The following is a 24,659-nucleotide window of genomic DNA, read 5'->3' as shown; positions in this document are numbered from 1 at the left end:
CTGTCGGACCGCACCGATAGGCTCGACCGGTGAGCACGGAAACCGCATCGGCCGACGATCGCGTCGCCGCGCCCCCGCCGGCGGGCTGGGAGGAGGCGCGCTCGCGGGTCTACGCGGTCGGTCTGGCCGCCGCGCTTCCCGTCGTGGCCCGGCCGCTCGCCGAGGCGGACGGGCACACCCTCGCCGAGCCGCTGACCACCCGGACCGACCTGCCCGCCTTCCCGACCTCCAGCGTCGACGGCTGGGCGGTGCGCGGTCCGGGCCCGTGGCGGATCGTCGGACGGGTGCTGGCCGGCAACACACCCGCCCCGCTGGCCGAGGATTCGACGACCGTCGAGATCGCCACCGGCGCGATGGTGCCGCAGGGCACGACGGCGGTGCTACGGATCGAGGAGTCGACGCGTACGCCCGAGGGTCTGGTCGAGGGCACGCCGCGGTCCGCGCCGGAGTGGCGCGAGCCCGGCGAGGAGGCGTACGCCGATGAGGAACTTCTGCCCGCCGGCACGCCGGTGGACCCGGCGCTGATCGGCCTGGCCGCCTCCTGCGGGCACGACAGCCTGCGGGTGCGGCGACAGCCACGCGCGGCGCTGCTGGTCTTCGGCGACGAGCTGCTGACCGCCGGGCCGCCCGGCGCGGGACGGGTCCGCGACGCGCTCGGGCCGGCGGTCCCCGGGTGGCTTCGGCGCTACGGGTGCCAGGTGCGCGCGGCCGACGTGGTCGGCCCGGTGGCGGACACGCTGCCCGCGCACGTCGCCGCGCTGCGGGGTGCGCTGACCAACGCCGACCTGGTCTGCACCACCGGCGGCACGATGCACGGGCCGGTCGACCACCTGCATCCGGCGCTGGAGGCGCTCGGTGCGGACCACGTGGTCAACACGGTGGCGGTGCGGCCCGGTTTCCCGATGCTGCTGGCCCGGCTGGTCGGCACCGACGGTCGGGTCCGGTTCGTCGCCGGGCTGCCGGGCAACCCGCAGTCCGCGATCGTCGCCCTGGTGTCGCTGGTCGCGCCGCTACTCGCCGGCCTCGCCGGTCGTCCGATGCCGGTGCTGCCGCACGCCACCCTGGCCGAGCCGGTGCCCGGGCGGGGCGACCACACGCACCTGGCGCTGGTCCGGGTGGACCACGCCGCCGGCACCGCCCACCCGGTCCGACACGTCGGATCGGCGATGCTGCGCGGCCTGGCCGGCGCGGACGGTTTCGCGGTGATCCGCCCCGGCACCTCCGGCGCGTCGGGCGACCGGGTGCCGGTCGTGCCGCTGCCGTTGCTGCCCGGGGAGCGGGGCCGGTGACCGCGCCGACCACTGTCCACGGCACGGTGACCGACCGGCCGCTGGACCTCGCCGCGCACGAGGCCGCGGTCGCCGACCGTCGGGCCGGCGCGGTCGTGTCGTTTCAGGGCGTGGTCCGCGACCACGATCACGGCCGCCCGGTGACCAGTCTGGAGTACGAGGGGCACCCGACCGCCGAACGGATCCTGCACGAGGTGGCGGCCGAGATCGCCGCCGACCCCGATGTCTACGCGGTGGCGGTGTCGCACCGCGTCGGCCCGCTCGCCATCGGCGACGTGGCCCTGGTCGCGGCGGTCAGCACCGCCCACCGGGCCGCCGCGTTCGCCGCCTGTGCGCGGCTTGTCGACGAGGTGAAGGCGCGCCTGCCGATCTGGAAGCGTCAGGTGTTCGCCGACGGCACCGAGGAATGGGTCAACTGCCCGTAGGGCCTGTGTCGAAGCCCCGGGCCGGCCTGCGGCGGGCCCAGACGACGACCGGCTACGTTGGAGATTCGTCCGGATACGACACCGGTATCCGGACGAATCTCCGCCTTGCCGGACCGCCGCCTGGACTCCGCCTCGGCTCGACCGAGGATTTCGACGAAGGCCCTGGGTGTCACCCTCAGCGCCGGCCGTGCAGCGCCTGGGTACGACCGAACCGGTCGGCGTAGAAGGCGGGCTCCGCACCCGGACGCCACGGCAGCGCGGCGACCAGCACGATCAGCGCCAGCGCCAGCGAGTTCTCCATCAACGCCCCGAACAGGCCGTCCTGATAGTGCGACACCTCGGGGAGCTGGTGCTCGTACGGCCAGATCGGGGAGACCAGGAACAGCAGGTAGAGCACGATCGCGGCGACTCCGTGCCGGATGCCGGTCCACGTCGGATACCAGATCGGCGGGCGCAGCCCGTTGACCCCGGGCAGCCCACCGTATCCGGGCCGCGACGCGGGACCCCGGCTGGCGTCCCTGCGTCGGATCGCCGCGTCGGCCAGCACGATGATCGCCGGGATGACCCAGACCAGGTGGTGCGTCCAGGAGATCGGGCTGACCACGCTCGTGGTGAGACCGACCAGGGTGAACGCGGTCAGCTCGTCGCCGTCGGCCCGCGCGTTCGCCGCCCGGGACAGGCCCAGCGCCAGCATCAACAACGCGAACGACAGCCACAGCAGGCCCGGCGTCTCGATGGAGTCGTAGAGGCGGGCCAGGAGACCCGCCAGCGACTGGTTGGGCGTCATGTCGGCCGCGCCCACCCGTTCGGTCTGCCACAGCACGCCACCGAAGTAGGCCCGGGCCTCCGTGCCGACCACGGCGAACGAACCCAGGGTCACCGTGACGACCGTGCCGACGGCGGTCATCGCCGCCCGCCACTGCCGGGTGAGCATCAGGTAGGCGATGAACAGCGCGGGGGTCAGCTTGACCGAGGTGGCCAGGCCGATGCCGACCCCGGCCCAGGCGCCGCTGTAGACGAAGCGCAGCAGCAGTCCGTCGGTCGGGGCGACGTGGGTGCCCCGGCGGGCCCGCCACCGCAGGCCGACCAGGTCGGCGATGATCAGCGCGAAGAGCAGCAGGTTGACCTGGCCGTAGCCGAGCGTCTCCCGGCCCGGCTCGATGGCCACGGCCAGCGGCGTCGCGATCGCCACGGTGAACCACAGTGGCCAGCCCAGTCGGTCGACGATCGGGCGCAGCAGCGCGGCCAGGACGACCGCCAGGGCGGCGATGCTGGCCGCCGCGTTGACCAGGCCGGCCACCCCGACCGGCAGGTGCGCCATCGGGAGCATCACCAGGCCGGCGAACGGTGGGTAGGTGAAACCGAGGGTGGTGCCGGGCGCGATGAACTCGTACAGCTCATGGCCGCTCGCCCACCACACCACCGCGCCGTGGTAGATCTTCATGTCGAAGAAGTTGTACGGCCGGCCGAAGGCTCCGACGGCGAGCCACGCGGCGTAGACGACGGTGGCGACGACACCGATCCGTACGACTGTTCCGCGTTCGATCTGACTCGTCACGCGGCGAACTGGGGCGAGGCGGTCCACCCGTCTACCGACGGTCGTCGGCATGGTGTGGCCACCCCCGTACCAATGTCGTCGTACCCGTCCAGGTCCTGCACGGAGCCTAGAACGGTCCTCCACCTCAGCGCCTCCCGCGTTATGCGACCGTGTCCGATCCCACACAAGTTTTTGACATTTCAACCGCGTTAACTGGTCCCGGGTGGTTCAGGGGATTCGCGGTTTTGGTGGGGGTGGCGAACCGGTGAGGGGAGGATCGACGCAGGTCAACCCGGGAGTCGACGTGCCGTCGATGCCGATCGTACGGCGATCCGGGCCTCTCGGCGGGCGGTTCGGACAGCCCGCTGGACGGAACGTCGGGAGTGGCCGATCCGGTGACCGGTTCGCCACCGCAGGCCGGGCTTACCCTCGGTGTCGGCCGCGGCCAGCAGCAGACCGCCGAAGAGACCGAGGTTCTTGAGGAAGTGGATCTGGTTGTTGTTGCGCGCCACCGGGTCGTCGTTGTTCCAGAAGGGATGCCCGGCGATGGTCACCGGCACCAGCGTGCCGGCGAGGACCAGCGCGGCCGGCCGGGTGAGGCGCCCGGTGGCGAACATCAGGCCGGCACCGACCTGGACGGCGGCGTTCACCCGGATCAACGCCTCGGTCTCGGTGGGGATGCGGGGGTGGGCCCGCTGCAACAGGGGCGCCACCCGGTCCGTCACCGGCTTGGCGGCAGGCACCAGCCGGCCGGGGTTCTGGAAGTTCCTCACCCCGCTTACCACGAAGATGCCGCTCAGCATGGCACGGGCGAGGGAGCGCACAGGCGTCATGGATCAGTCATACCCCGTCGCGGCCCGCGTTACCCCCGCAACCGCCGATCCGATCGGTGGACGTTGACGTCGCGCCACGCCGAGCCGGGCGACCGTCGCGGATGGACCGGCCACGCGGAGTAACGTTCGCGGCGTGACCACACTGCGGCTCCGCCCGGAGGACCCGGCGGACGCCGGCGCTGTCCGTCGGGTGCTCGCGGCGGCCTTCGCCCGTCCCGACGTCACCACCCCGCCCGAGGTGGGGCTGGTCGACGAATTACGCGGTAGTGACGCCTGGGTGCCCCCTCTTGCCATGGTCGCCGAGTACGGCGGCGAGGTGGTCGGATTCGCCCTGCTCACCCGCGTACGGGTGACGTCCGACGCGGGCGTGGCCCCGGCGCTGGCCCTCGGTCCGGTGGCGGTCGCGCCGCACCGGCAGCGGATCGGCCTCGGCACGTCGGTGGTGCAGGCCGCCCTCGACGCGGCCACCGAACTGGGTGAGCGTCTGGTCGTCGTCCTCGGGGATCCGGCGTACTACCGCCGGTTCGGCTTCGGCCGCGCCGACGAGTTGGGGCTGACCAGCCCCTGGTCCGGACTGGGTGAGCCGTGGCAGGCCCTCACGCTGCCTCCGACGACCAGCGGCGAGGGCCCTCCGCCCCGCGGCGAGGTCGTCTTCCCGCCCCCCTGGTCCAAGGTCTGATCCCAGCCCGCCGGCTGTCAGGCCGGCTGGGTGCGCAGGTAGCGCCCGAAGTGGGGGACGGTGAACGCGACGGTGCCGCGCTCACCCGAGTAGATGAGGCCCTTCTTGATCAGGGCGTCCCGGGCCGGGGAGAGGCTGGCCGGTTTGCGGCCCAACGCGCGGGCGATCTCGGCGGTCGGCACGGCGGCGTCCATGTCGTCCCGTCCACCCCCGTCGGCCTCCCCCTCCACCAGGGACAGCGTCGCCATCGCCCGCATGTACTCGCGTTCGGCCGGGGTGGCGCGCTCGAACCGCGAGCCGAAGAAGCCGACCGCCAGTTCCGCCTCGGCCTCCGGGGCGGCGACCCGCACGTCGGCGGCGGTGATCGGTGACCGGGGAGCGTGGTCCCAGGTCGCCTTCCCGTACGCCTGGACGAAGTACGGGTAGCCGCCCGACTTCTCGTAGAGCAGGTCGAGGGCCTTCTGCTCGTACTCGACCTGCTCCCGCTCGGCCGGCGCGCAGAGCGCCTGGTCGGCGGCGATCCGGTCCAGCCGGTCGATGCGTTGGTAGCGGAAGAGCCGTTCGGAGTACGACTTGGCGGCGCTGAGGACGGCCGGCAGGTGCGGCAGCCCGGCGCCGACGACGATGAGCGGCGCGCCGAGCTGGGACAGCTCATGGCAGGCGGCGCAGAGCGCGGATACGTCCTCCGGGCCGAGGTCCTGCATCTCGTCGATGAAGACGGCGATGCCGGTGCCCACGTCGGCGGCGATCGAGGCCGCGTCGGTGAAGAGCTCGACCAGGTCGATCTCGATGTCCCCGGAGTCGGCGCGTCCGCTGGTCGCCGGCACGTCGATGCCCGGCTGCCAGCGGTCGCGCAGCTTCGGTGCGGCGGTGCGGCCGGTGGGCACGGAACGCTGGGCGAACGCCTTGAGCACACCGAGGAAGGCGTCGATCCGGTCCGGGGCGCGGTGCCGGGGGGCCAGTTCGCGGACCGCCATGTGCAGCGCGGCGGCGACCGGACGGCGCAGCGACACCTCCGGCCGGGCCTCGATCTTGCCGGTGCCCCAGAGGTGGTTGATGGCCTGCGAGCGAAGGGTGTTGAGCAGGACGGTCTTGCCGACGCCACGCAGGCCGGTGAGCATCAGGCTGCGTTCCGGGCGGCCCCGGGCGATCCGTTCCAGCACGACGTCGAAGACGTCCAGCTCGCGCCCCCGCCCGGCGAGTTCGGGCGGGCGCTGGCCGGCGCCCGGCGCGTACGGGTTGCGGACCGGATCCACGCATCGCAGAGTATCGGGCCGTCTAGCTGGCGGGCTAGATATCCGTAGATGGCGCTACCGGCGTGTCGAGCCCTCCTCGACCCAAAACTAGGGCTGTCTAGCGTCCACGCTAGACAGCCCTAGTTTCGGCAATCAGCGTCGCTTCAAGCAGAGCACGTAGTCGAGCAGGTCGACCGGGTTGTCGTGCACGTAGTTCGCGGTCGCCTCCGGTGCCCGGCTCGCGCACCGTTCGCCCTCGGTGGTGGCCGGAAGGCGCAGCAGCACCTCGAACGTGTTCGGACCACACGGCACCTCGCGCAGTTCCGCGTCGTCCTCGGTGCCGTCGTTGACCACGCAGTCGCCCGCGGCGAGGTCCAGGCCGTAGCCCCCACCCGGTCCGGACGCGGTCGACGACGGCGCGGGCGACGGGTCCGCCGGTTCGCCGGAGGTGTCGGGCACCCCGGGCACCGGTGCGGAGACGGACGGCCTGTTCCCGTCGTCCCCGGCTGCCCACAGGACCGCCCAACCGGCGAGGCCGAGGCACGGGCAGAGCAGGAGCAGTACCACCAGGCCGACGATCAGCGCGATCCGGCCGCCACGCCGGCCACCGGTCGGCGGTGGGGGCGTGCCGTACCCACCCGGGACCGCCCAGGGCTGGCCGGCGCCCGGCGCGGGCGTCGGTCCGGCCGGCGGGAATGGCCCCGGCGGCCGGTAGCCACCCGGCCCGTCCGGCTGACCGCCCGGCGGGTAACCCGCGCCGGACGTGGGCGGTGGCGGGTAACCCGCACCGGACGTCGGCGGTTGGGGCGGACCCCAGATCGGCGCGGTCGGCGGCTCGACGCCCGGGGTGGGCCGGCCCCACTGCGGTGCGGTCGGGTCGACCGGGGGATCGTCGGACGGACGCCGGTAGGGGTCGTCGGGCTGGCCGGGCGCTCCGTTGGTGGTCATTTCTCCCCCTGGGGTACCACGGTCAGCGCTGCTTCAGGCAGAGCACGAAGTCGAGGGTGTCCAGCTCGCTGTCGAAGAAGTACCAGTTGGTATAGCCCGCCACCTTCGCGCACTTCGAGGCGGCGTCCTTCTCCCCGGTGGTAGCGCCGTCGACCCGCCGCAGCACCTCGTACGTCTTCGGCGCGCACTCGCTGATCAGCAGCTTGGGCTTGCCGCCGGCGGCACCCTCGTTGCGGACGCACTGCCCCGCCTTGGCGAACCGCGGATCGGCCGACGACTCCGGAGCGGGTGCGGTCGACGTCGGCTCCGGCTCCACCGCCGGCTCGCTGGACTCGTCGGCGGCCGGCGCCGGCTCGGTCGGCCCGGCGGTGGGCGCGGCGGCGTCGTCGCGGCCGAGCAGGTAGAGCGCCGTCGCCCCGCCGAGGACCAGGACCAGCACCGCGGCGAGCACCGCGATCAGCGGACCCCGCGACCGCTTGCGCTCCGGGGGAGGTACGGGATCACCGGCGTACGCGGTCGCCGCACCGCCGGCGTCGGGAGGCGAGCCGTACGGCGAGCCGCCGGTACGGTACGGATCGTTGCCGTAGCCCGGCGCTCCGTCGCCGGGTGCACCGCCGCCGTAGCCGGGTGCGCCGTAGCCGGTTGCGCCCCCGCCCTGGCCCGGGCTGCCGCCGTGGCCGGGTGCGCCGCCGTAGCCGGGTGCGCCGCCGTAGCCCGGAGCGTCACCGGGACCGGGCGGACCGCCGTAGCCGGGTGCGCCGCCGTATCGGGGTGCGTCACCGGGCCCGGGTGGACCGGCCGGACCGGGGCCACCGCCGTAGCCGGGACGCGGATCGGGGCCGGTGGGCGGCCCGTACGGCCCGCCACCGTGGCCGGCCCGCGGATCCCCCTGACGTTGCGGGTCCGGGGCGTTCGGGTCGTCCCAACGGCCCGGGGCGGGTCTGCCGCCCGAGGGGCCGTACGCGTCGCCCGGCCGCTGTCCCCGCCACGGTTCCGGGCCCCCGCCGCCCGGTGGTCCGTAGTTCGCCATGCCAGCCCTCCTGCACGAGTGGTGAGAGGCCGGCCACCCTCACCGGACGCCGAGCCCCTCGTCACCGTAGCGTGGACGACCGATGAGCTCACCTGTGCCAGATCCCGTGCCCCCCGCAGGCTCCGGGTCGCCGGACGCCCCACCGCGCCGTCCGGCCGCCACCCCCGCGCTGATCTGGACCGCGTTGGCGCTGGTCTACGTCCTCTGGGGGTCGACCTATCTCGGCATCCGGATCACCGTGGAGACGCTGCCGCCGCTCGGATCGGCGGCGGCCCGGTTCGCCGTCGCGGGTGTCGTGCTGGCGGTCGTGCTGCGGCTGCGGCGTGGGCCGGGCGCCCTGCGGGTGGATCGGCGGCAGCTCGGCTCCGCCGCACTGGTCGGGATGCTGCTGCTGGCCGGCGGCAACGGCCTGGTGGTGCTCGCCGAGTCCGGCCCGCCCGGCGTGGCGGTGCCGTCCGGAATCGCGGCGCTGCTGGTCGCGACCGTGCCGCTGCTGGTGGTGCTGCTCCGCTCGGCCACCGGCGACCGCCCCGGGCTCTGGACGTTCGTCGGGGTGGCCCTGGGCTTCGCCGGCCTGGTCCTCCTGGTGCTGCCCCGGGGCGGATCGGATGCGGTGCCGGTCGTCGGTGCGCTGACCGTGGTGGCCGCGGCCACCAGTTGGTCGGTCGGCTCGTTCCTCTCCGGACGCCTCCGGATGCCCGCCGACCCGTTCGTGGCCACGGTGTACGAGATGGCCGCCGGAGCGGCGCTGCTCGCCGTCCTGGCCGCCGGACGCGGCGAGTTCCGGGGTTTCGACCCGGCGGCCGTGTCCACCCGATCGTGGCTCGCGTTGGCGTACCTGATGGTCGCCGGCTCGCTGGTGGCCTTCACCGCGTACGTCTGGCTGCTGCACCACGCGCCGATCTCGCTGGTGTCCACGTACGCGTACGTCAACCCGGTGGTGGCGGTGGCCCTCGGTGCGTTGCTGGTGGCCGAGCCGATCACCGCACAGGTGGTGCTCGGCGGGGCGGTGATCGTCGCCGGTGTGGCGCTGGTGGTCACCACCGAACGCCCGCGCAACCCCCGCCCGCGCACTCCCGCACCCGCCGCCCCCGCGCCCACGCCGGTTGAGCGGAGCACGGGTTAAGAAGGGGCCCTTCCTATACACGAGGCGTTAAGAAGGTGCCCTTCCTTGCACCGCAGCTTCAGATGAGGCGGAGTTGGCGGTCCTTCGGGCGGCGGGGTTCCGCCTCCCCGAAGCGCTCGAACAGCCCCGGGTCGATCACGTCCAGGAACCGCGAGGGCCGGCACTCCCGTTCCGACCCGTGCCGTACCCGGCGGGCGGCGTGGCTGACGTAGAGGCGGTCCTGGGCGCGGGTCAGCCCGACGAAGAAGAGCCGCCGTTCCTCGGCGACCGCGTCGGGGTCCGGCTCGGCGCCCGGCCAGCGCAGCGGCAGCAGCCCGTCCTCCGCGCCGACCAGGAAGACCACCGGGAACTCCAGGCCCTTGGCGGCGTGCAGGGTGAGCAGGGTGACCGCCTCGGCGCGCGGGTCCAGCGCGTCCACCTCGGCGCCGGTGGCGAGCTGACCGAGGAACAGTTCCAGGTCGTCGCCGCAGCGGCGGGCCAGCGGGGTGAGCAGGTCGACCGCCGAGCGGACGTCCTCCGGGCGTACCGTGCCGGCGCCGTCGAGGGTCGGCACCGCGAAGCGGTCCGCGACCACCTGCCCGGCCAACCGGACCCGGGCGGCCAGCGACCCGTCCAGCCCGTCGGCGTGCCGCAGCTCGCGGGCGATGGCGGCGACGCCGGGCCGGTCCCGCAGCCGGTCGTGGGACCGCTTCTGCACCGGGATGTTCGCCCGGGTCAGGGCGTCCACGATGGGCGCGGCCTGCGCGTCGGTGCGGTAGAGCACCGCGATGTCGGAGAAGGACAGCGACGTGGACCGGCCGTCGATCCGCCCCGAGTCCAGCGAGCGGTGGGACAGCCCGCCGACCAGTTCGTCGATCGTACGGACGACGAACTCGGCCTCGTCGGCGACGGAGGTTGCCGGGTAACGGCCGACCAGCGGGGACTCCGGGTCGAGCCGGGCCGGGTCCAGCCGACGGCCACGTACCAGCGACGACGGGGCGATGGCCTGCACCGCGGCGGCCAGGATCGGCGCGGACGAGCGGTAGTTGCGGTTGAGCCGGACCAACCGGGCGTCGGTGAAGTCCTGTGAGAAGCGCAGGAAGTAGCCGACGTCGGCGCCCCGGAACGAGTAGATCGCCTGGTCCGGGTCGCCGATCGCGCAGAGGTTGCCGTCGGCGGGGCTGAGCAGCCGCAGTAGTTCGTACTGGACGTCGTCGACGTCCTGGTACTCGTCGACGAAGATCCACTCCCAGCGGTCCCGGTAGTGCGCGACCAGCTTCCGATCCCCGCGCAGCAGCGCCACCGGCAGGGTCAGCAGCTCGTCCAGGTCGACCAGGTCCTGCTTGCGCAGCAGCGCCGTGTAGTGGGCCGGATCGTCGCCGGCCTCGGCCCGCGCCGCCGCCCGGTCCGCGTCGTCGGCGATGCGGAAGTCCGCCGGCAGCCCGGCGGCCTCGGCGTTCTCCCGCAGGATGGCCAGGCCGAGGGAGTGGAACGTGCCGACGGTGACGTCCTCGGCGACCGGCCCCAGCAGCCCGTCCAGGCGGTGCCGCAACTCCTCGGCGGCCCGCCGGGTGAAGGTGATCGCCAGGCACCGCTCGGGAAAGACGTTCAGCTCCGCGCACAGGTACGCGATCCGGTGCGTCAACGTCCGGGTCTTACCGGTGCCGGGCCCGGCCACGATCAGCAGCGGCCCACCGGGCGCGGAGGCGGCCACCCGCTGCATCGCGTCCAACCGGTCGAGCAGGCCGGTGCCGACCTCCTCCATGCCGGCCAGCATCGGCTCGAACGGCTCGTGCGGCGAGGGCGGGGGAGCGATCGGCGGCGGCGGCGCGGGCTTCCGCCTCGGCTCGGCCTTCGCGGCCGCCGTCGTGCGCCGGGGCTTCGCCGTCTCCGCCGACTCCGGGGACCGCCGCGGCGCCGGCACGGGTACGTCGAACAGCGTCTCCTGCGCGCCGGACGCGCCCGATCCGCCCAGCTCGGCCGGGTCGAAGAGGGTGATCACGCCGTACTCGCCGTCGTAGCCCGGCACCCGGCGGACGTCGCCGCGTCGCAGCCGGCCGATGCCCTCGGCGAGCAGCTCACCACCGACCCGGCCGATCTCGTCCAGCGGGGCGCGGGTGAGGATCTCCAGCTCCGGGCCGAGCGCGGCGACCAGCTCGTGCAGTCGGCCCTCGACCTTCTTCGACCGGGCACCCACCTTGTTGATCTCACCGAGGATCTCGGCGAGCGGCACCAGGTGCGTCACGTCGCGCGCGTGTGCCGGCCGGTGCCCCTCGGGCCGGTCGGCCAGCTCCTCGACGCGACTCAGCACCCCGACGGTCAGCGGTTTGCCGCACTCCGGGCAGCGCCCGCCGGCCTGCCGGGTCCGCTCCGGTGACCAGTTCACGCCGCAGAGCCGGTGCCCGTCCGCGTGGTACTTGCCCTCCTCCGGAAAGAACTCGATCGTCCCGGCCAGGCCGTCGCCGGTGCGCAGCGCCTCGCGGATCGCGAAGTAGTCGCGACCGGAGTCGAAGACGGTGGCCTCCCGGGCCAGCGCGGGCGGCGAGTGCGCGTCGGAGTTCGACACCAGCCGGTAGCGGTCCAGGCTGCCGACCCGCCAGTTCATCGCCGGGTCGGAGGACAGCCCGGTCTCCACCGCGAAGACGTGCTCGGCCAGGTCGGCGTAGCAGTCGGCGATCGCGTCGAAGCCGGACTTGGAGCCCAGCGCGGAGAACCACGGCGTCCAGATGTGTGCGGGCACCAGGTACCCGTCCGCGCTCGCCTCCAGGGTGATCTCCAGCAGGTCCCGGCTGTCCAGGCCGAGGATCGGCCGGCCGTCCGAGCCGAGGTTGCCGATCCGGCCCAGCGCCGCGTTGAACCGGGCCACCGCGTCCAGGTCCGGCAGGTAGATCAGGTGGTGCACCTTGCGGGTGCGGTCGTCGCGCTTGTAGATCGTGGAGATCTCCACGCTGAGCATGAACCGCACCGGGTCCGTCTCGGCCGCGCTGGCCAGCCGGGGTGGCAACCGGCGGGCGATGTCCCGCTCCGCCTCCTCGCTCAGCCGGTGGAGGCCGGGCTCGGCCGGGTGCAGCGTCTCCCGCAGGTGGTCGTACCAGGCGGGGTGGGTGAAGTCGCCGGTGCCGAGGACCGCGACGCCCTTGCGCCGGGCCCACCAGCCGAGGTTCGGCAGGGTCAGGTCACGGCTGCACGCGCGCGAGTATTTCGAGTGGATGTGCAGGTCCGCGACGAAGGGCGGGAGGCCACCGGGGGGTGCGGCGCTGAACGGAGGCACGCCGCATCCTGTCACGCCGGCCGCGGCGTCGCCCGGTTGCCACGCTCGGAGGTGAGCTGCGCTATGCCGAGCGCAACTCGACGAGGGAGATCTGCGGGTTCGCGCCGACCCGGACCGGCGGGCCCCAGAAGCCGGCGCCGTTGGTGACGTAGACCTTCGTGCCGTCCACCTCGCCGAGGCCGGAAACCACCGGTTGCTGGAGCTTGACCAGGTAGTTGAACGGCACCATCTGGCCGCCGTGGGTGTGGCCGGACAGTTGCAGGTCGACGCCGAACTTCGCCGCCTCGGCCGCGGCGACCGGCTGGTGGGCGAGCAGCACCACCGGGCGGCTCGGGTCGCGGTCGCCCAGCGCCGCCCGGTAGTCGGCCGGCGCGGACAGCCCGGTGCCCTGCGCGGTGACGTCGTTGACGCCGGCCAGGTCCAGCACGCCGCCGCGCGCGGCGATCTCGACCCGGCGGTTCTGCAGGACGCGCAGCCCGAGCCGGTCCACCTCCCGCACCCACTCCTCCACGCCGGAGTAGTACTCGTGGTTGCCGGTGACGAAGTAACTGCCGTACCGGGACCGCAGGTCGCGCAGCGGTGCCGCCGCCGGGCCCAGCTCGGCGACCGAGCCGTCGACCAGGTCACCGACGACCGCCACGATGTCGGCGTCCAGGCGGTTGATCGCGGCCACGATCCGCTCGGTGTGCGCCCGCCCGCGCAGCGGACCCAGGTGGATGTCGGAGACCGTCGCGATGCGCAGGCCGTCCATGCTCCGGGGGAGCTTCGCCAGCGGGATCCGCACCCGGTCCAGCTGCGGCGGGCCGAGGGCGGTGCGGATGCCGTACCCGGTCAGGCCGGTGGCGGTGAGGCCCGCGAAGATCGCCGCCCCACGGGCGAGCAGCAACCGGCGGTCCGGGTCGTGGTCGGTCGGGGTGACCGCCCCACCGGCCGGCGGGTCGGCGGGCCCGGCGGCCCCCACCAGGGCCGGTTCCGGCGCGGCGGTGGTGGGCTCGGCGGCGATCACCCGGCGGCGCAGCACCAGCCGGGCCACCAGCATCGGGATCTCCAGTGCCACCAGCAGGACCAGCAGGTAGAACATGACCGCGAGCCAGAGGTAGCCCGGCCACGCGAGCCAGTAGAGCCCGGCCTGGGTGCCCATCAGCGTGGCCGGCACCAGCAGCGCGAGCACCAGCGCGGTGATCCCACCGACCCGCCGTCCGCGACCGGGTGTGGTGGTGTCGCGCACCAGCCGCTTCCACAGGTAGAGGTGGATCAGACCGGTGATCAGGCCCAGCGTGGTCACGAACCCGACTACCGCCAACACGTGGGCCTCCCTCAGCCGCCCGCGAAGGGGGGCAGCACGTCGATCGTGGCCCCGGCCGGCAGCGGTGCCTGCCGATCATGACAGGTCACGCCGTCGACCAGGAAACTCGCCGCCCGCAGCACCGCGGCCAGTCGGTCGCCGTGCCGCGCGGACAGCTCACCGAGGAGTTCGTCCAGGCAGCGGCCGGCGGATGCGGTCTCCTCGGTACGGCCGGCCGCGGCCCGTGCTCCCGCGAAGTATCTGATGGTCAGCGTCCCGGTCGCCGCCGGCCGGTCGGCCGTTCCGGCCGGTCGGGTGTCGGCCACGGTCAGCCCCCGATCGCCGACATCGGCCGGTCGGGTTGCAGGAACGTGGGGTCGTCGATGCCGTGACCGGCCCGCTTGCCCCACATCGCGGCCCGCCACCGGCGGGCCAGCTCCGCGTCGTCCGCCCCGCCGCGCAGCGCGGCGCGCAGGTCGGACTCCTCGGTGGCGAAGAGGCAGTTGCGGACCTGGCCGTCCGCGGTGAGCCGGGTCCGGTCGCAGTCGCCGCAGAAGGGCCTGGTCACGCTGCCGATCACACCGACCCGCGCCGGACCGCCGTCGACCAACCAGGTCTCGGCCGGCGCGGCGCCGCGCACCACCGGGTCCGGCGCCAGGGCGTACGCCTGACGCAGCGTGGCCAGGATCTCGTCGGCGGTGACCATCGTGGTGCGGTCCCAGCCGTGTTGGGCGTCCAGTGGCATCTGCTCGATGAACCGCAGCTCGTAGCCGTGGTCGAGGGCGAACCGCAGCAGCGCCGGCGCCTCGTCGTCGTTGACGCCGCGCATCAGCACCGAATTGATCTTGACGGGGGTGAGTCCGGCCCGCGCCGCCCCGGCCAGCCCGGCGAGGACGTCGTCCAGCCGGTCCCGGCGGGTCAGTCGGGCGAACCGGTCCCGGTCCAGGGTGTCCAGCGACACGTTCACCCGGTCCAGGCCGGCGGCGCGCAGCGTGGCGGCGAGCCGGTCCAGGCCGATGCCGTTGGTGGTCAGCGAGATGCGCGGGCGTGGCTCCAGGGCGGCGACCGCCGCGACGATGCCGACCAGGCCCGGCCGGATCAGCGGCTCGCCGCCGGTGAAGCGCACCTCGGTCACCCCGAGAAGGCCCACCGCGACCCGGACCAGCCGGACGATCTCGTCGTCGCTGAGCAGCTGCGGCCCGGCCAGCCAGGGCAGACCCTCGGCCGGCATGCAGTAGGTGCAGCGCAGGTTGCACTTGTCGGTCAGGGAGACCCGGAGGTCCCGGGCGACGCGGCCGTACCGGTCGACGAGGACGCCCTCGGTCGGCGGGGCGGCGGTCACCTGTCGACCGTAGCGCGACGCAGGGCGGTGAGGGCGTCCCGCACGGTCCGGCCGACCACATCGCGGTACGCCGCACCGAACAGGGCGGTGTGCACCAGCACGAGGTGGAGCTGGTGCACCGGCACCCGGGCACGCCACCCGTCGGCGAGCGGCCACTCCTCGTCGTATGCGGCCAGGACCCGGTCCAGGTGTGGCACGCCGCCGAAGAGCGCGAGCTGCGCCAGGTCGGTCTCCCGGTGCCCGCCGTGCGCGGCCGGGTCGACCAGCCACACCCGGTCGTCGGCGCCCCACAGCACGTTGCCGGGCCACAGGTCGCCGTGGACGCGCGCGGGCGGCTCGTCGCCGCCGAACTCCGCCACCGCGTCGATCACCATTTCGACGGCGGACGCGTCGTCGCCGCCGAGCGCGCCGTTGTCGACCGACATCCGCAGATAAGGTCGCAGCCGCCGCTCGGCGAACCAGGTCGACCACGGGCCCTCGTGCGGGGTGTTGTCCGCCGGTAGCGCACCGACGAAACCGGTCCACTCCGCGCCGAAGGCCGGTGCCCCGGCCCGGTGCAGCCCGGCCAGCTCCCGGCCGAAGCGCTCGGCCGCGTCCCGGCTCGGCTCACCCGGCTCGACCCACTCCAGCGCGAGCAGATCGGGCAGCGCGACGAGCACCTCCGGCACGGCCACCGTCCCCGTCTCGCGCAGCCACCGCAGGCCCGCCGCCTCGGTGGCGAAGAAGCCCTCCGGCACCGGCCGGTCGGCGTTCTCCGGCCAGGTCTTCGCGAACACCGAGTGGCCGTCGTCCAGGGTGAGGCGCGACGCGGCACAGATGTCGCCACCGGGGACCGGCGTCTCCCGGATCCGCTGGTGGGTCAGGAACGTCGGCAGGTGCTCGGGGTGCGCCCGCAGGTACGCCAGATCCATGAGAGGCAAGGTAGCCCCTGCCACCGACGCGCGAGGGTGCTTGTCCGCCCGCTGCGGGTCGGAAGAAGCCCGATGATCGACTCGGGTTCACGAACATCGGGGTGTCGTGCGCACTCGGACACCCCGAGGTCAGGAAAGTGGAGTCGATCTCGATCCGTCGAAGCGTTCCAATAGCGTGGCGGAACGTCCTGACCTGCGGAAACACTCTGCGTTGTGTGGATAACCCGCGTGTCGTCCACAGGGGCTGTCGGGCGGGTGCGGCACCCCGCAGGCTGCCGACATGACCCCGGCCGACACGCCCCTGCTCTCCGTACGTTCCCCCGCCGACCTCGTCGCCGCCGTGCCGTACCTGCTCGGCTTCCACCCCGCCGACAGCGTGGTCGTGGTGGCGATGCGGGGCCGCCGCGTCACCTTCGCCGCCCGGCTCGACCTGCCGGACCCCGCCGATCCGGTGGCACCCACCCGACATCTGGCCGCCGTCGTCGCCCGCCAGGCCGCGGAGACGGCCACGGTGGTCGGCTACGGGCCGGCGGCCCGGGTCACGCCCGGTGTCGACGCGGTCCGCGCCGCCCTCGCCGACCAGGGGATCCCCGTTCTCGACGCGCTGCGCGTCACCGACGGCCGGTACTGGTCGTACCTCTGCGCCGAGCCGGACTGCTGCCCGGCCGACGGCACCCCCTACGACGTGTCGGCCAGCGAGGTCACCGCTGCGGCGGTCTTCGCCGGCCAGGTCGCCCTGCCCGACCGCGCCGCCCTGGTGGCGCAGGTCGCACCGGTCGAGGGGCCGGAGCGCGCCGCGCTGACCCGGGCTGCGGCACGGGCCGAGCGCCGGCTGACCCGTCTGGTCGGCCGGGCCTCCGACGCCGATCTGACGTCGGGACGGGCAGTCCGTGCCGCCGGGTCGGCCGCGGTCCGTCTCGCGCTGCGCCGGCAGCGGCGGGGGGACCGGCTCAGCGACGACGAGGTGGCCTGGCTGGCCCTGCTCCTGACCTATCTCCAGGTCCGGGACCTCGCCTGGGAGCGCACCGACGGCCGGGACGGCGACATCGCGCTCTGGTGCGACGTGCTCCGTCGCGCCGAGCCGGAGTTCGCCGCCGCGCCCGGGTCGCTGCTGGCCTTCGCCGCCTGGCGGGCAGGACAGGGCGCGCTGGCGGCGGTGGCACTGGAACGGACGCTGGCCCTGCACCCGGACTACTCGCTGGCCTGCTTCCTGGACGACCTGCTGCGCCAGGGCGTGCCACCGGAGCGGCTGGACGGCTGGCCGTCGCCGAGGACGCCGGGCGTGCTGCGCCGCCGCCGTGGCCGCGGGTCGCGCTGACCGCTCCGTCGAAGGATGTACGTGACGTTCGTGCCGCAGGTCGAGTCCACCGGCCCGGACGCGGCGGAGGATTGTCGGGTGGTCGCACAGAGAACGGGTACGACGTGAGCGCCGGACTGCTGCTGTCCCTCGCCGGGCTGGCCCTGGTGGACAGCACGAGCATCGGCACCCTCTTCATCCCGGTCTGGCTGCTGCTCGCGGCCGGCCCGGTCAACGTCCGGCGGATCCTGGTCTACCTCGCCACCATCGCCGTCTTCTACTTCGCCGTCGGGCTGCTGCTGTTCTGGGGCGGCACCCGGCTCGGCGAGGCCCTCGGTGGGGCGCTGGACAACCGGCCGGTGCTCTGGGCGCAGCTCGTCCTCGGGGTGGGGCTGTTCGCGCTGAGCTTCCGGTACGGCGGGAAGAAGCGCCCGCGCACCGGCGGGGTGCTGCGCTGGCGGGACCGGGCGACCGCCGGTGACTCCTCGGTCCGCTGGCTGATCGGCCTGGCCCTGCTCGCCGCGCTGGCCGAGGTGGCGACGATGCTGCCGTACCTCGGCGCGGTCGGCCTGCTGGCCACCTCCGACGTGTCGCAGCTGGGCGCGGTGGGGCTGCTGGCCGCGTACTGCCTGGTGATGGTGTTGCCGGCGATCCTGCTGCTGGCCGCCCGGGTGGCCTGGCCCACCTGGATCGAGCCGCTGTTGGCCCGGCTCAACGCGTGGATCACCCGGACCTCCGGCAGCACACTGGGCTGGATCCTCGCCATCGCGGGTTTCCTGCTCGCCCAGGACGCGGCGAACCGGTTGGAGCTGCTGTAGTCGCTCAGCCGGTGGCCGTCGTGACCCGCTCGGGGTGGGCGTAGACGTTCATCGTCCGCCCGCGCAGGAAGCCGACCAGGGTGATGCCCGCCTCGGCGGCGAGGTCGGCGGCGAGGGTGCTCGGCGCGGAAACCGCCGCGAGCAGCGGCACCCCGGCCATCCAGGCCTTCTGGGTCAGCTCGAAGCTGGCCCGCCCGCTGACCAGCAGCACGTGCCCGGCCAGTGGCAGCCGCCGCTCGCGGACCGCCCAGCCGACCACCTTGTCCACCGCGTTGTGCCGGCCGACGTCCTCACGCAGCGTCACCAGCTCCCCGTCGGCGGTGAACAGTCCCGCCGCGTGCAGGCCGCCGGTGCGGTCGAAGCCGCGCTGCGCCGCGCGCAGCCGCTCCGGCAGGTCGGCCAGCACCGCCGCCGGGACCCGCAGCGGGTCGCCGGTGACCGCGAAAACCGACCGGGTACGCACCGCGTCGATGCTCGCCTTCCCGCACACGCCGCACGAACTGGTGGTGTAGAAGTTGCGCGCCGGGTCGGTGGCCGGCTCCGGTACGCCGGGGGCCAGCACCACGTCGACCACGTTGTACGTGTTGGGGGTGTCCGCGCCGGCGCACAGCTGGGCGGTGAGCACGTCGTCGGTGGACCGGATCAGCCCCTCGGTGAGCAGGAAGCCGATCGCCAGGTCCAGGTCGTCGCCGGGGGTACGCATGGTGACCGCGAGCGGCCGACGCCGGCCGGGACCCACCGCACCGGCCCGGATCTCCAGCGGCTCCTCCACCGCGAGGCTGTCCGGTCGGCGGACCGGGGTGCGGCCCTCCGCCGTCGCGTCGAGGTCGATCCGGAGTACGCCCCGGCGGTCAGTGGCCCGTCCCATCCCGCCATCCTCCCCCGTCCACGACCCGCCGGCACACCGCACCGCCCGTCCGCACCACCCGTCCGGCTCCCCCGGGCGGGCGATCAACGCGTTTCCCGAGTAACCCTGGGACTACCGTGTCCGGATGGGCGGATACGCGGCGGTGGTCCTCGCGGGTGGGACCGCCCGCCGCATGGGCGGGACCGACAAACCGGCCCGCCCGGTGGCCGGCCGGCCGATGCGGGACCGGGTACTGGATGCGGTGCCGGACGCCGACCCACGGATCCTGGTCGGCCCGCCGGTGAGACCGTGCGACCGGACAACGGCCGGCCCGGACCAGCCGTCCGCCGGCTCGGACCAGCAGTCCGTCGGCGGATCGACGGACGCGCTCGCCGGGGTGCTGGTCACCCGGGAGGAGCCGCCCGGCGGCGGCCCGGTGGCCGCGCTCGCCGCGGGACTGGCCCTGCTGCCGGCGACGTCGACCGTCGTGGCCCTGCTCGCCGCCGATCTCCCGCTGCTCACCCGCGACGCGGTCGGCCTGCTGCTGCACCGACTCGCCGGCCCGGACCCGACCGCCGGCCGCGACGTCGGCCTGAATCCGACCGCCGGCTTGAACCCAACCGTCGGCTTGGACTCGGCCGTCGGCCGCGACGCCGGTGCGTATCCCGTCGATGCGGGTGTCGGTGACGTCGACGGGGTGTGTTTCGTCGACGGTGACGGACGGCGGCAGACCCTGTGCGGGGTGTGGCGGGTCGAGCCGCTGCGGGCCGCCCTGGGCCGGCTGGCGCATTCCCGGGGCGGAACGCTCGCCGGGGCGCCACTGCGGGCGGTGGTCGCCGGGCTGGCCGTCGTCGAGGTGCCCTGGTCCGGGCAGGGTCCGCCGCCGTGGTTCGACTGCGACACTGACGAGGACGTACGTCGGGCGGAGGAGTGGGCGCGATGACGGTGATGGACGAGTGGGTCACGGCGGCGTGCGCCGAGTTGGGGCTCGACCCGGCGCAGGTGCCGGTGCCCGCCGTGCTGGACCTCGCCCGGGACGTGGCGCACCAGGTGCTGCGCCCGGGTGCGCCGGTCAGCGCGTACCTCGTGGGGCTCGCGGTCGGCCGGGGCGCGGACCCGGCCGGCGCCGCGGCCCGGCTGCGTGATCTGGCCGCCACCTGGCCGGTGGAACTCGGCGACCAGCGGCCCGGCGAAGGCCCGGCCTGACCGGCGCGTGTCTCCGGTGTCCGATGCCGGTCGCCGTTGGTTGGCGTCCACCGTCGCGTGGGTAGGGTGACCTTGACGGACGGAGGCGATCATGACGGCAGACCACCCCTCGGCGCCGGCCGGTGATCCGCCCGGCGGACCGCCGGAGCACCACGAGTCGATCCTGCTCGACGAACCGACCACGGCGGACCTGCGGGAAAAGGTGACGCAGGCGTGGCGGGAGTTCGCCCGGGCGCTCGCCGAGCGGCTGGCCGCGCTGCCCGCCGGCGCACACGTGGACCTGACCCTCGACCCGACCGCCTCCGGCACCGGGAACGCCGTCTACTCGATCGGCATCGACGTGGGCGCCGACGGGGCGCTGACCGCCCGCGCGGTGGGCAACGCCGATCTCCCGGCGGGCTACCGGCTGGACCGGGCGGCGGTGGCCGACATGGTCGCGCTGGGCTGGTCGCCACCGGGTGTGCTGGAGGGCTCCGGCGGGCATTTCGGGTTGGACGGCACGACCACCGGAGCCACCCGGCTCGCCGCCCTCCTCTCCCGCACGCTGCGGGACGTGTACGGCGCACCGCACCCGGCCTTCCTGGTCTACCTGATCCACGACGCGGAGGGCGAGCCGCTGGAGGGCGGGCCGCTGGGCACCGCGCGCAGCGAGTTCGGCCCGGACCCGGACGTCGAGGCCGACCTGGACGAGGCGCTGGCCAAGGCCGCCGCGCAGCCTGCCGACGGCGACGTGCTCGACCTGGCCGAGCGGGTTCGGACCGTCGTCTCGACGATGCTCAAGTCGGACTCGGACCGGTTGCAGGTCGACTCGGACGGGGACATCACCATCCGCGCCGGCTCGGCGATGGTCTTCGTGCGGGTGCGGGACAACCCGCCCCTGGTCGACGTGTTCTCCCCGGTGCTGACCGAGGTGGAGCCGACCGAGCGGCTCTACGTCAAGCTGTCCGAGCTGACCAACCGGATGCCGATCGGACGGCTCTACTGCGCCGACGACACGGTGTGGGCGTCGATCCCGGTGTTCGGCCGGAACTTCCAGGCCACCCACCTGATGCTCGCCGTGCAGGTGATGACCGGCCTCGCCGACGAGCTGGACGACCGGCTGCACGGCGAGTTCGGCGGCAAGCGGTTCTTCGGCGAGGGCGACAAGCCGGGCCGGAGCGACCAGGGGGAACACCGCACCGGCATGTACCTGTGACGACTCGCCGCCGGCTGGCGGTGGGCGGGGCCCGGTAACCCCGAATGAAACCGGACCCCGCCCACCGGGGGAGGGAGAATCAGGTCGAGGGGAGCCAGGCGAGGCTCCGCGCGGTGGCCGGGTCGGTCGCCATCAGCCCGGTCTCGGAGACCGTCCAGAGCACCCCGCGGACCAGCAGGGACCGGATGGCGCCCCGGTGCGGGACGGTGCCGTCCGCGGCGACCGAGTCGCCGGTCACCCGCAGCAGGCGTACGGCGTCCGGGACCGGCACTGCGACCAGCCCGGTCGCCGGGTCGTGCAGGAAGGCGTGCGGGTCGTACTCGGCCTGCGACATGTTGCGCGGCGCGTGCCACCGGTCCAGCCGGACCGGTCGGTCCGGGTCGCGTACGTCGAAGAGCGAGACCTGGAGGCCCTGGGTCCGGCCGGTGTCGTCCGCCTCCTGACCGACACCGAGCAGCCGTCCGTCGGCCATCGGGTGCAGGTACGCCGAGTAGCCGGTGATCTTCAGCTCCCCGGTGACCCGGGGTGCGGCCGGGTCGGACAGGTCCACGGTGTAGAGCGGGTCGATACGCCGGAACGTCACCACGTACGCGGTGTCACCGAGGTATCGCACCGAGTAGATCCGCTCACCCCGGCCCAGGCCGGTGACCCGGCCGACCGGAACGAGTGCGTCGCTCTCGCGGCGCAGCACGTGCACCCCGGACTCGGAGTCGCGCTCGTCGCCGCCGGTGGTGGTCGCCACCCGCAGATGGCCCTGCCACTCGGACACCGCGTACTGGTCGACCAGCCAGCCGGGCACCGAGCCGGCGGCGGCGTACCGGGGGCGACCGGGCGCGCTGGTGTCGAACCGGTAGATGTCGGTGGCCACCTCGTCCACGGTCCACGGCAACCGTCGAGACTCCGGTCGCGCGCCCAGTTCCCGTTGGCCGGCCAGGTAGAGACTCTCCCCGGTGGCGTACACGGTGTGCGCGTCGGCGGCCACGCTGACCGGGTCGCCGTCGCCGAGCCGGTCGCCGTTCAGGTCGAAGCTGAGCACGGTGAGCATCGAGGACCCGGTGAACCGCTCCGGCCGGCTGAGCCGGTCGCAGCCGACCCGTCCGGTGTACCGCTGCGGGCCGGCCGTCCACTCGTACGCCGGTAGCCAGGCGTCGAGCCCGGCGGCGGCGACCACCACCCGGTTCGCCGCGGTCGCCTTGTCGCCCCGGTCGTCGGACGCGAGGCCGAGGTCCTGCGGGAACGCGATCCGGGTGGCGGACCGCACCACCACCCGGGCGGTGCCGCCGGTCTGCCGGGCGTCGAGGGTGCGGCCCTGGATCCGGTACGTGCCGAGCACGCGGGGGTCTCCGGTCAGGTCGACCAGGGTCAGTTCGGCGCCGGTGAACGCCGGGTCCACGCGCCTGCCGGTGGTCACCCCCGGCGGTGCGAACCGGTCGGTGAGCACCAGTGCCCGGTCGCCGTGCAGCAGCAGGTCGTGACCCTGCCAGCGGACCTCCGACCGGCCGGGTGCCAGATCGAGCCGGCCGACCGCGCGGCGGGTCGCCGGGTCGACCACGCGCAGCACGCCGCCGGTCACCGTGACGATCCGTCGGCCGTCGGTCTTGACCAGGTCAGGCTCGTCGACGCCGGCCTCCCGCACGTTGGTGGTGGAGTGCTCCGGCGCCTCGCCCGGGCCGTGGGACCCGGCCGCCTCGGCTGCTCCGGCCTCCCGGAGTGGCACGACACCGCGCCGGATCGGGTCGGCGGTCTCGTCGTCGACGAAGCCCCACGGGCCGACCGAGGCCGCCGCCGCCGACCGCAGGTCGGTCAGCGCCTCGGCGCAGGAGTCGAAGGAGACCAACCGGGTGGTCCCGGTCGGCAGGCCGGGACCGGGCGGCGGTGCGGTGCCGTCGTCCCGCGGGCCGCCCGGCAGCGCCGCGCTGCCGGCGAGCAGGGTGAGCGCGAGCAGTGTGCCGGCCGTCGTGGTCGGCGTTCCCCGTTTCATGGTCGGTCCGACGTGCGACGGCGCGGCCGGGTTCCCCTACTCGTGCGGATGCATCGTGTCGATGCGGCGTTGTCAGCCGGTGGACGGGCCGACGCCGGGGGACTCCACCAGCCGGGACAGCACGATCGTGCTCCGGGTCGACGTCACGAAGGACTCCGCGCGCAGTCGCTCCAGCGCGTCCTCCAGGTGCGAGATGTCGGCGGCCCGCAGGTGGACGAGGGCGTCGGCCTCACCCGACACGGTGTACGCGCCGACCACCTCGGGGTGCCGCCGGGCGGCCACGCCGATCTGCGCCGGGGTGGTCCGGCCGGCGCAGAAAAGTTCCACGAACGCCTCGGTGGTCCAGCCGACGGCGGCCGGGTCCACGACGGCGGTGAATCCCCTGATCACCCCGGTGGCGCGCAGTCGGTCGACCCGCCGCTTGACCGCCGGTGCGGAGAGCGACACCCGTTGTCCGATGTCCGCGTACGACGCCCGGGCATCCGCCACGAGCAACGCAATGATCCGCTGGTCCACGGCATCTATCTGCAACGTTCCGCCTCTGGGAAGCAATGGTTATGGCTGTTACCAAAGTTCTACGGTACCTACCCTTGGTCACCGTGAACCAGCAGCGAGTCTCGCGAAAGCGGACATATCTCATGTGCTCGCCCGAGTACTTCGCGGTCGAGTACGCGATCAACCCGTGGATGGACGTCAGCACCGCGGTCGACGCGGAGTTGGCGGTCAAGCAGTGGGACCGCCTGCGGGAGACCCTGCTCGGCCTCGGCCACGACGTGCACCTGCTGACCCCGGAGCCGGGCCTGCCGGACATGGTCTTCGCGGCGAACGGCGCGTTCGTCGTGGACGGCACCGTCTACGGCGCGCGGTACAAGCACGAGCAGCGCGCCGCCGAGGCGGTCGCGCACCGGGCGTTCTACGAGACTCGGGGCTGGCACTTCATCGCGCCGAACGAGACCAACGAGGGCGAGGGGGACTTCGCGTACCTGCCCGAGGCGCACGGCGGGCTGGTCCTCGCCGGCCACGGCTTCCGCACCGAGCTGCCGGCGCACGCCGAGGCGCAGGAGGCGCTCGGTCGCCCGGTGGTGTCGCTGCGTCTGGTCGACCCGCGCTTCTACCACCTGGACGTGGCACTCGCGTCGATCGACGACGAGAACGTCGTCTACTACCCGGGTGCGTTCTCCGCGGCCAGCCAGCGGGTGCTCGCCCAGCTCTTCCCGGACGCGGTGATCGCGGACGACGCGGACGCCCTGGCGTTCGGCCTGAACCTGGTCAGCGACGGCCTCAACGTGGTGCTCAACAGCGAGGCGACCCGACTGGCGGGCACGCTCAAGGCCGCCGGCTACCACCCGGTGCCGGTCGAGCTGGGTGAGCTGAAGAAGGGCGGCGGCAGCGTGAAGTGCTGCATCGCCGAACTGCGGCACTGAA

Annotated in this window: 22 protein-coding genes and 1 pseudogene; 10 read left to right on the top strand and 13 right to left on the bottom strand. The window is 74.0% G+C overall.

What is annotated here, in order from left to right:
- The first annotated feature begins 29 nt into the window (after positions 1–29).
- Entirely contained in the window at positions 30–1,289 is a 1,260-nt protein-coding gene (locus tag D7223_RS15355) for a molybdopterin molybdotransferase MoeA (protein WP_120729077.1), read from the top strand.
- Positions 1,286–1,714 carry a molybdenum cofactor biosynthesis protein MoaE gene (locus D7223_RS15350; protein ID WP_120729076.1) on the top strand — a complete coding sequence of 143 codons (429 nt, stop codon included), beginning with the start codon at positions 1,286–1,288 and terminating at the stop codon, positions 1,712–1,714. The genes D7223_RS15355 and D7223_RS15350 overlap by 4 nt, the downstream gene beginning before the upstream one ends.
- Before the next feature lie 175 nt (positions 1,715–1,889).
- Here the strand turns inward: D7223_RS15350 and D7223_RS15345 are convergent, their stop codons facing one another.
- Positions 1,890–3,323 carry a glycosyltransferase 87 family protein gene (locus D7223_RS15345; RefSeq protein WP_120729075.1) on the bottom strand — a complete coding sequence of 478 codons (1,434 nt, stop codon included), beginning with the start codon at positions 3,321–3,323 and terminating at the stop codon, positions 1,890–1,892.
- Between the two features lie 215 nt (positions 3,324–3,538).
- Positions 3,539–4,084 (bottom strand): DoxX family protein, encoded by a 546-nt coding sequence (locus tag D7223_RS15340; protein WP_120729074.1) that lies wholly within the window; start codon positions 4,082–4,084, stop codon positions 3,539–3,541.
- A 133-nt stretch (positions 4,085–4,217) separates the two neighbouring features.
- Here D7223_RS15340 and D7223_RS15335 point away from each other — a divergent pair, with 133 nt between their 5' ends.
- The gene (locus D7223_RS15335; protein WP_120729073.1) at positions 4,218–4,763 is read left to right on the top strand and encodes a GNAT family N-acetyltransferase; all 546 of its coding nucleotides are present in this window, start codon (positions 4,218–4,220) and stop codon (positions 4,761–4,763) included.
- A 17-nt stretch (positions 4,764–4,780) separates the two neighbouring features.
- On the opposite strand, the gene D7223_RS15330 is transcribed toward D7223_RS15335, so the two are convergent.
- The 3 genes and pseudogenes from D7223_RS15330 to D7223_RS34120 all read right to left on the bottom strand — a co-directional run.
- Positions 4,781–6,019, bottom strand: a complete 1,239-nt coding sequence (locus D7223_RS15330; RefSeq protein WP_120729072.1) for an ATP-binding protein — start codon at positions 6,017–6,019, stop codon at positions 4,781–4,783.
- A gap of 132 nt (positions 6,020–6,151) precedes the next feature.
- The gene (locus D7223_RS34125) at positions 6,152–6,580 is read right to left on the bottom strand and encodes an LppU/SCO3897 family protein (RefSeq protein ID WP_120729273.1); all 429 of its coding nucleotides are present in this window, start codon (positions 6,578–6,580) and stop codon (positions 6,152–6,154) included.
- Between the two features lie 388 nt (positions 6,581–6,968).
- Positions 6,969–7,463, bottom strand: a pseudogene (locus D7223_RS34120) (LppU/SCO3897 family protein); the annotation flags it as partial.
- 595 nt (positions 7,464–8,058) lie between these two features.
- On the opposite strand from D7223_RS34120, the gene D7223_RS15315 reads away from it, so the two are divergent.
- Positions 8,059–9,102 carry an EamA family transporter gene (locus D7223_RS15315; protein WP_120729070.1) on the top strand — a complete coding sequence of 348 codons (1,044 nt, stop codon included), beginning with the start codon at positions 8,059–8,061 and terminating at the stop codon, positions 9,100–9,102.
- 58 nt (positions 9,103–9,160) lie between these two features.
- Here D7223_RS15315 and D7223_RS15310 read toward each other — a convergent pair whose 3' ends face one another.
- The 5 genes from D7223_RS15310 to D7223_RS15290 form a co-directional block, all read right to left on the bottom strand.
- Entirely contained in the window at positions 9,161–12,352 is a 3,192-nt protein-coding gene (locus D7223_RS15310) for a UvrD-helicase domain-containing protein (RefSeq protein ID WP_120729069.1), read from the bottom strand.
- Between the two features lie 61 nt (positions 12,353–12,413).
- On the bottom strand, positions 12,414–13,658 hold the full coding sequence (locus tag D7223_RS15305; RefSeq protein WP_120729068.1) for a metallophosphoesterase: 1,245 nt from the start codon (positions 13,656–13,658) through the stop codon (positions 12,414–12,416).
- An 11-nt stretch (positions 13,659–13,669) separates the two neighbouring features.
- On the bottom strand, positions 13,670–13,963 hold the full coding sequence (locus D7223_RS15300) for a MoaD/ThiS family protein (RefSeq protein WP_120729067.1): 294 nt from the start codon (positions 13,961–13,963) through the stop codon (positions 13,670–13,672).
- A gap of 2 nt (positions 13,964–13,965) precedes the next feature.
- A complete protein-coding gene (gene moaA / locus D7223_RS15295) occupies positions 13,966–14,979 on the bottom strand; it encodes a GTP 3',8-cyclase MoaA (protein ID WP_120729066.1) in 1,014 nt (337 codons plus the stop codon).
- Positions 14,976–15,890 (bottom strand): fructosamine kinase family protein, encoded by a 915-nt coding sequence (locus D7223_RS15290; protein WP_120729065.1) that lies wholly within the window; start codon positions 15,888–15,890, stop codon positions 14,976–14,978. Before D7223_RS15290 ends, moaA begins: the two co-directional genes overlap by 4 nt.
- 280 nt (positions 15,891–16,170) lie before the next feature.
- Here D7223_RS15290 and D7223_RS15285 point away from each other — a divergent pair, with 280 nt between their 5' ends.
- Positions 16,171–17,208, top strand: coding sequence for a DUF4192 domain-containing protein (locus D7223_RS15285; protein ID WP_120729064.1), 1,038 nt, complete (start codon positions 16,171–16,173; stop codon positions 17,206–17,208).
- A gap of 104 nt (positions 17,209–17,312) precedes the next feature.
- Positions 17,313–18,005 (top strand): GAP family protein, encoded by a 693-nt coding sequence (locus tag D7223_RS15280; RefSeq protein WP_120729063.1) that lies wholly within the window; start codon positions 17,313–17,315, stop codon positions 18,003–18,005.
- 4 nt (positions 18,006–18,009) lie between these two features.
- Here D7223_RS15280 and fdhD read toward each other — a convergent pair whose 3' ends face one another.
- Entirely contained in the window at positions 18,010–18,873 is an 864-nt protein-coding gene (fdhD, locus tag D7223_RS15275) for a formate dehydrogenase accessory sulfurtransferase FdhD (RefSeq protein ID WP_120729062.1), read from the bottom strand.
- A gap of 124 nt (positions 18,874–18,997) precedes the next feature.
- Between fdhD and mobA the strand changes: the two genes are divergently transcribed.
- The 3 genes from mobA to D7223_RS15260 all read left to right on the top strand — a co-directional run bounded on the left by mobA (position 18,998) and on the right by D7223_RS15260 (position 21,253).
- Positions 18,998–19,795 carry a molybdenum cofactor guanylyltransferase gene (gene mobA, locus D7223_RS15270; protein ID WP_120729061.1) on the top strand — a complete coding sequence of 266 codons (798 nt, stop codon included), beginning with the start codon at positions 18,998–19,000 and terminating at the stop codon, positions 19,793–19,795.
- On the top strand, positions 19,792–20,058 hold the full coding sequence (locus tag D7223_RS15265) for a DUF6457 domain-containing protein (protein WP_120729272.1): 267 nt from the start codon (positions 19,792–19,794) through the stop codon (positions 20,056–20,058). The genes mobA and D7223_RS15265 overlap by 4 nt, the downstream gene beginning before the upstream one ends.
- 91 nt (positions 20,059–20,149) lie before the next feature.
- The gene (locus D7223_RS15260; RefSeq protein WP_120729060.1) at positions 20,150–21,253 is read left to right on the top strand and encodes a T3SS (YopN, CesT) and YbjN peptide-binding chaperone 1; all 1,104 of its coding nucleotides are present in this window, start codon (positions 20,150–20,152) and stop codon (positions 21,251–21,253) included.
- A gap of 79 nt (positions 21,254–21,332) precedes the next feature.
- Here D7223_RS15260 and D7223_RS15255 read toward each other — a convergent pair whose 3' ends face one another.
- Positions 21,333–23,234: a beta-propeller domain-containing protein gene (locus D7223_RS15255; protein ID WP_120729059.1), complete on the bottom strand. Its 1,902-nt coding sequence runs from the start codon at positions 23,232–23,234 to the stop codon at positions 21,333–21,335.
- A 72-nt stretch (positions 23,235–23,306) separates the two neighbouring features.
- Positions 23,307–23,765 carry an Lrp/AsnC family transcriptional regulator gene (locus tag D7223_RS15250; RefSeq protein WP_120729058.1) on the bottom strand — a complete coding sequence of 153 codons (459 nt, stop codon included), beginning with the start codon at positions 23,763–23,765 and terminating at the stop codon, positions 23,307–23,309.
- Positions 23,766–23,824: 59 nt separating this feature from the next.
- Between D7223_RS15250 and ddaH the strand changes: the two genes are divergently transcribed.
- Complete coding sequence (gene ddaH / locus D7223_RS15245) at positions 23,825–24,658, top strand: dimethylargininase (RefSeq protein WP_186832305.1); 834 nt, start codon at positions 23,825–23,827, stop codon at positions 24,656–24,658.
- Position 24,659 lies beyond the last annotated feature (1 nt).

It is taken from the genome of Micromonospora endolithica, from assembly GCF_003626595.1.
GTDB classification, from domain to species: domain Bacteria; phylum Actinomycetota; class Actinomycetes; order Mycobacteriales; family Micromonosporaceae; genus Micromonospora; species Micromonospora endolithica.
The sequence above is the reverse complement of the archived record's forward strand: the minus strand, read 5'-3'. Positions and strand labels throughout refer to the sequence as shown.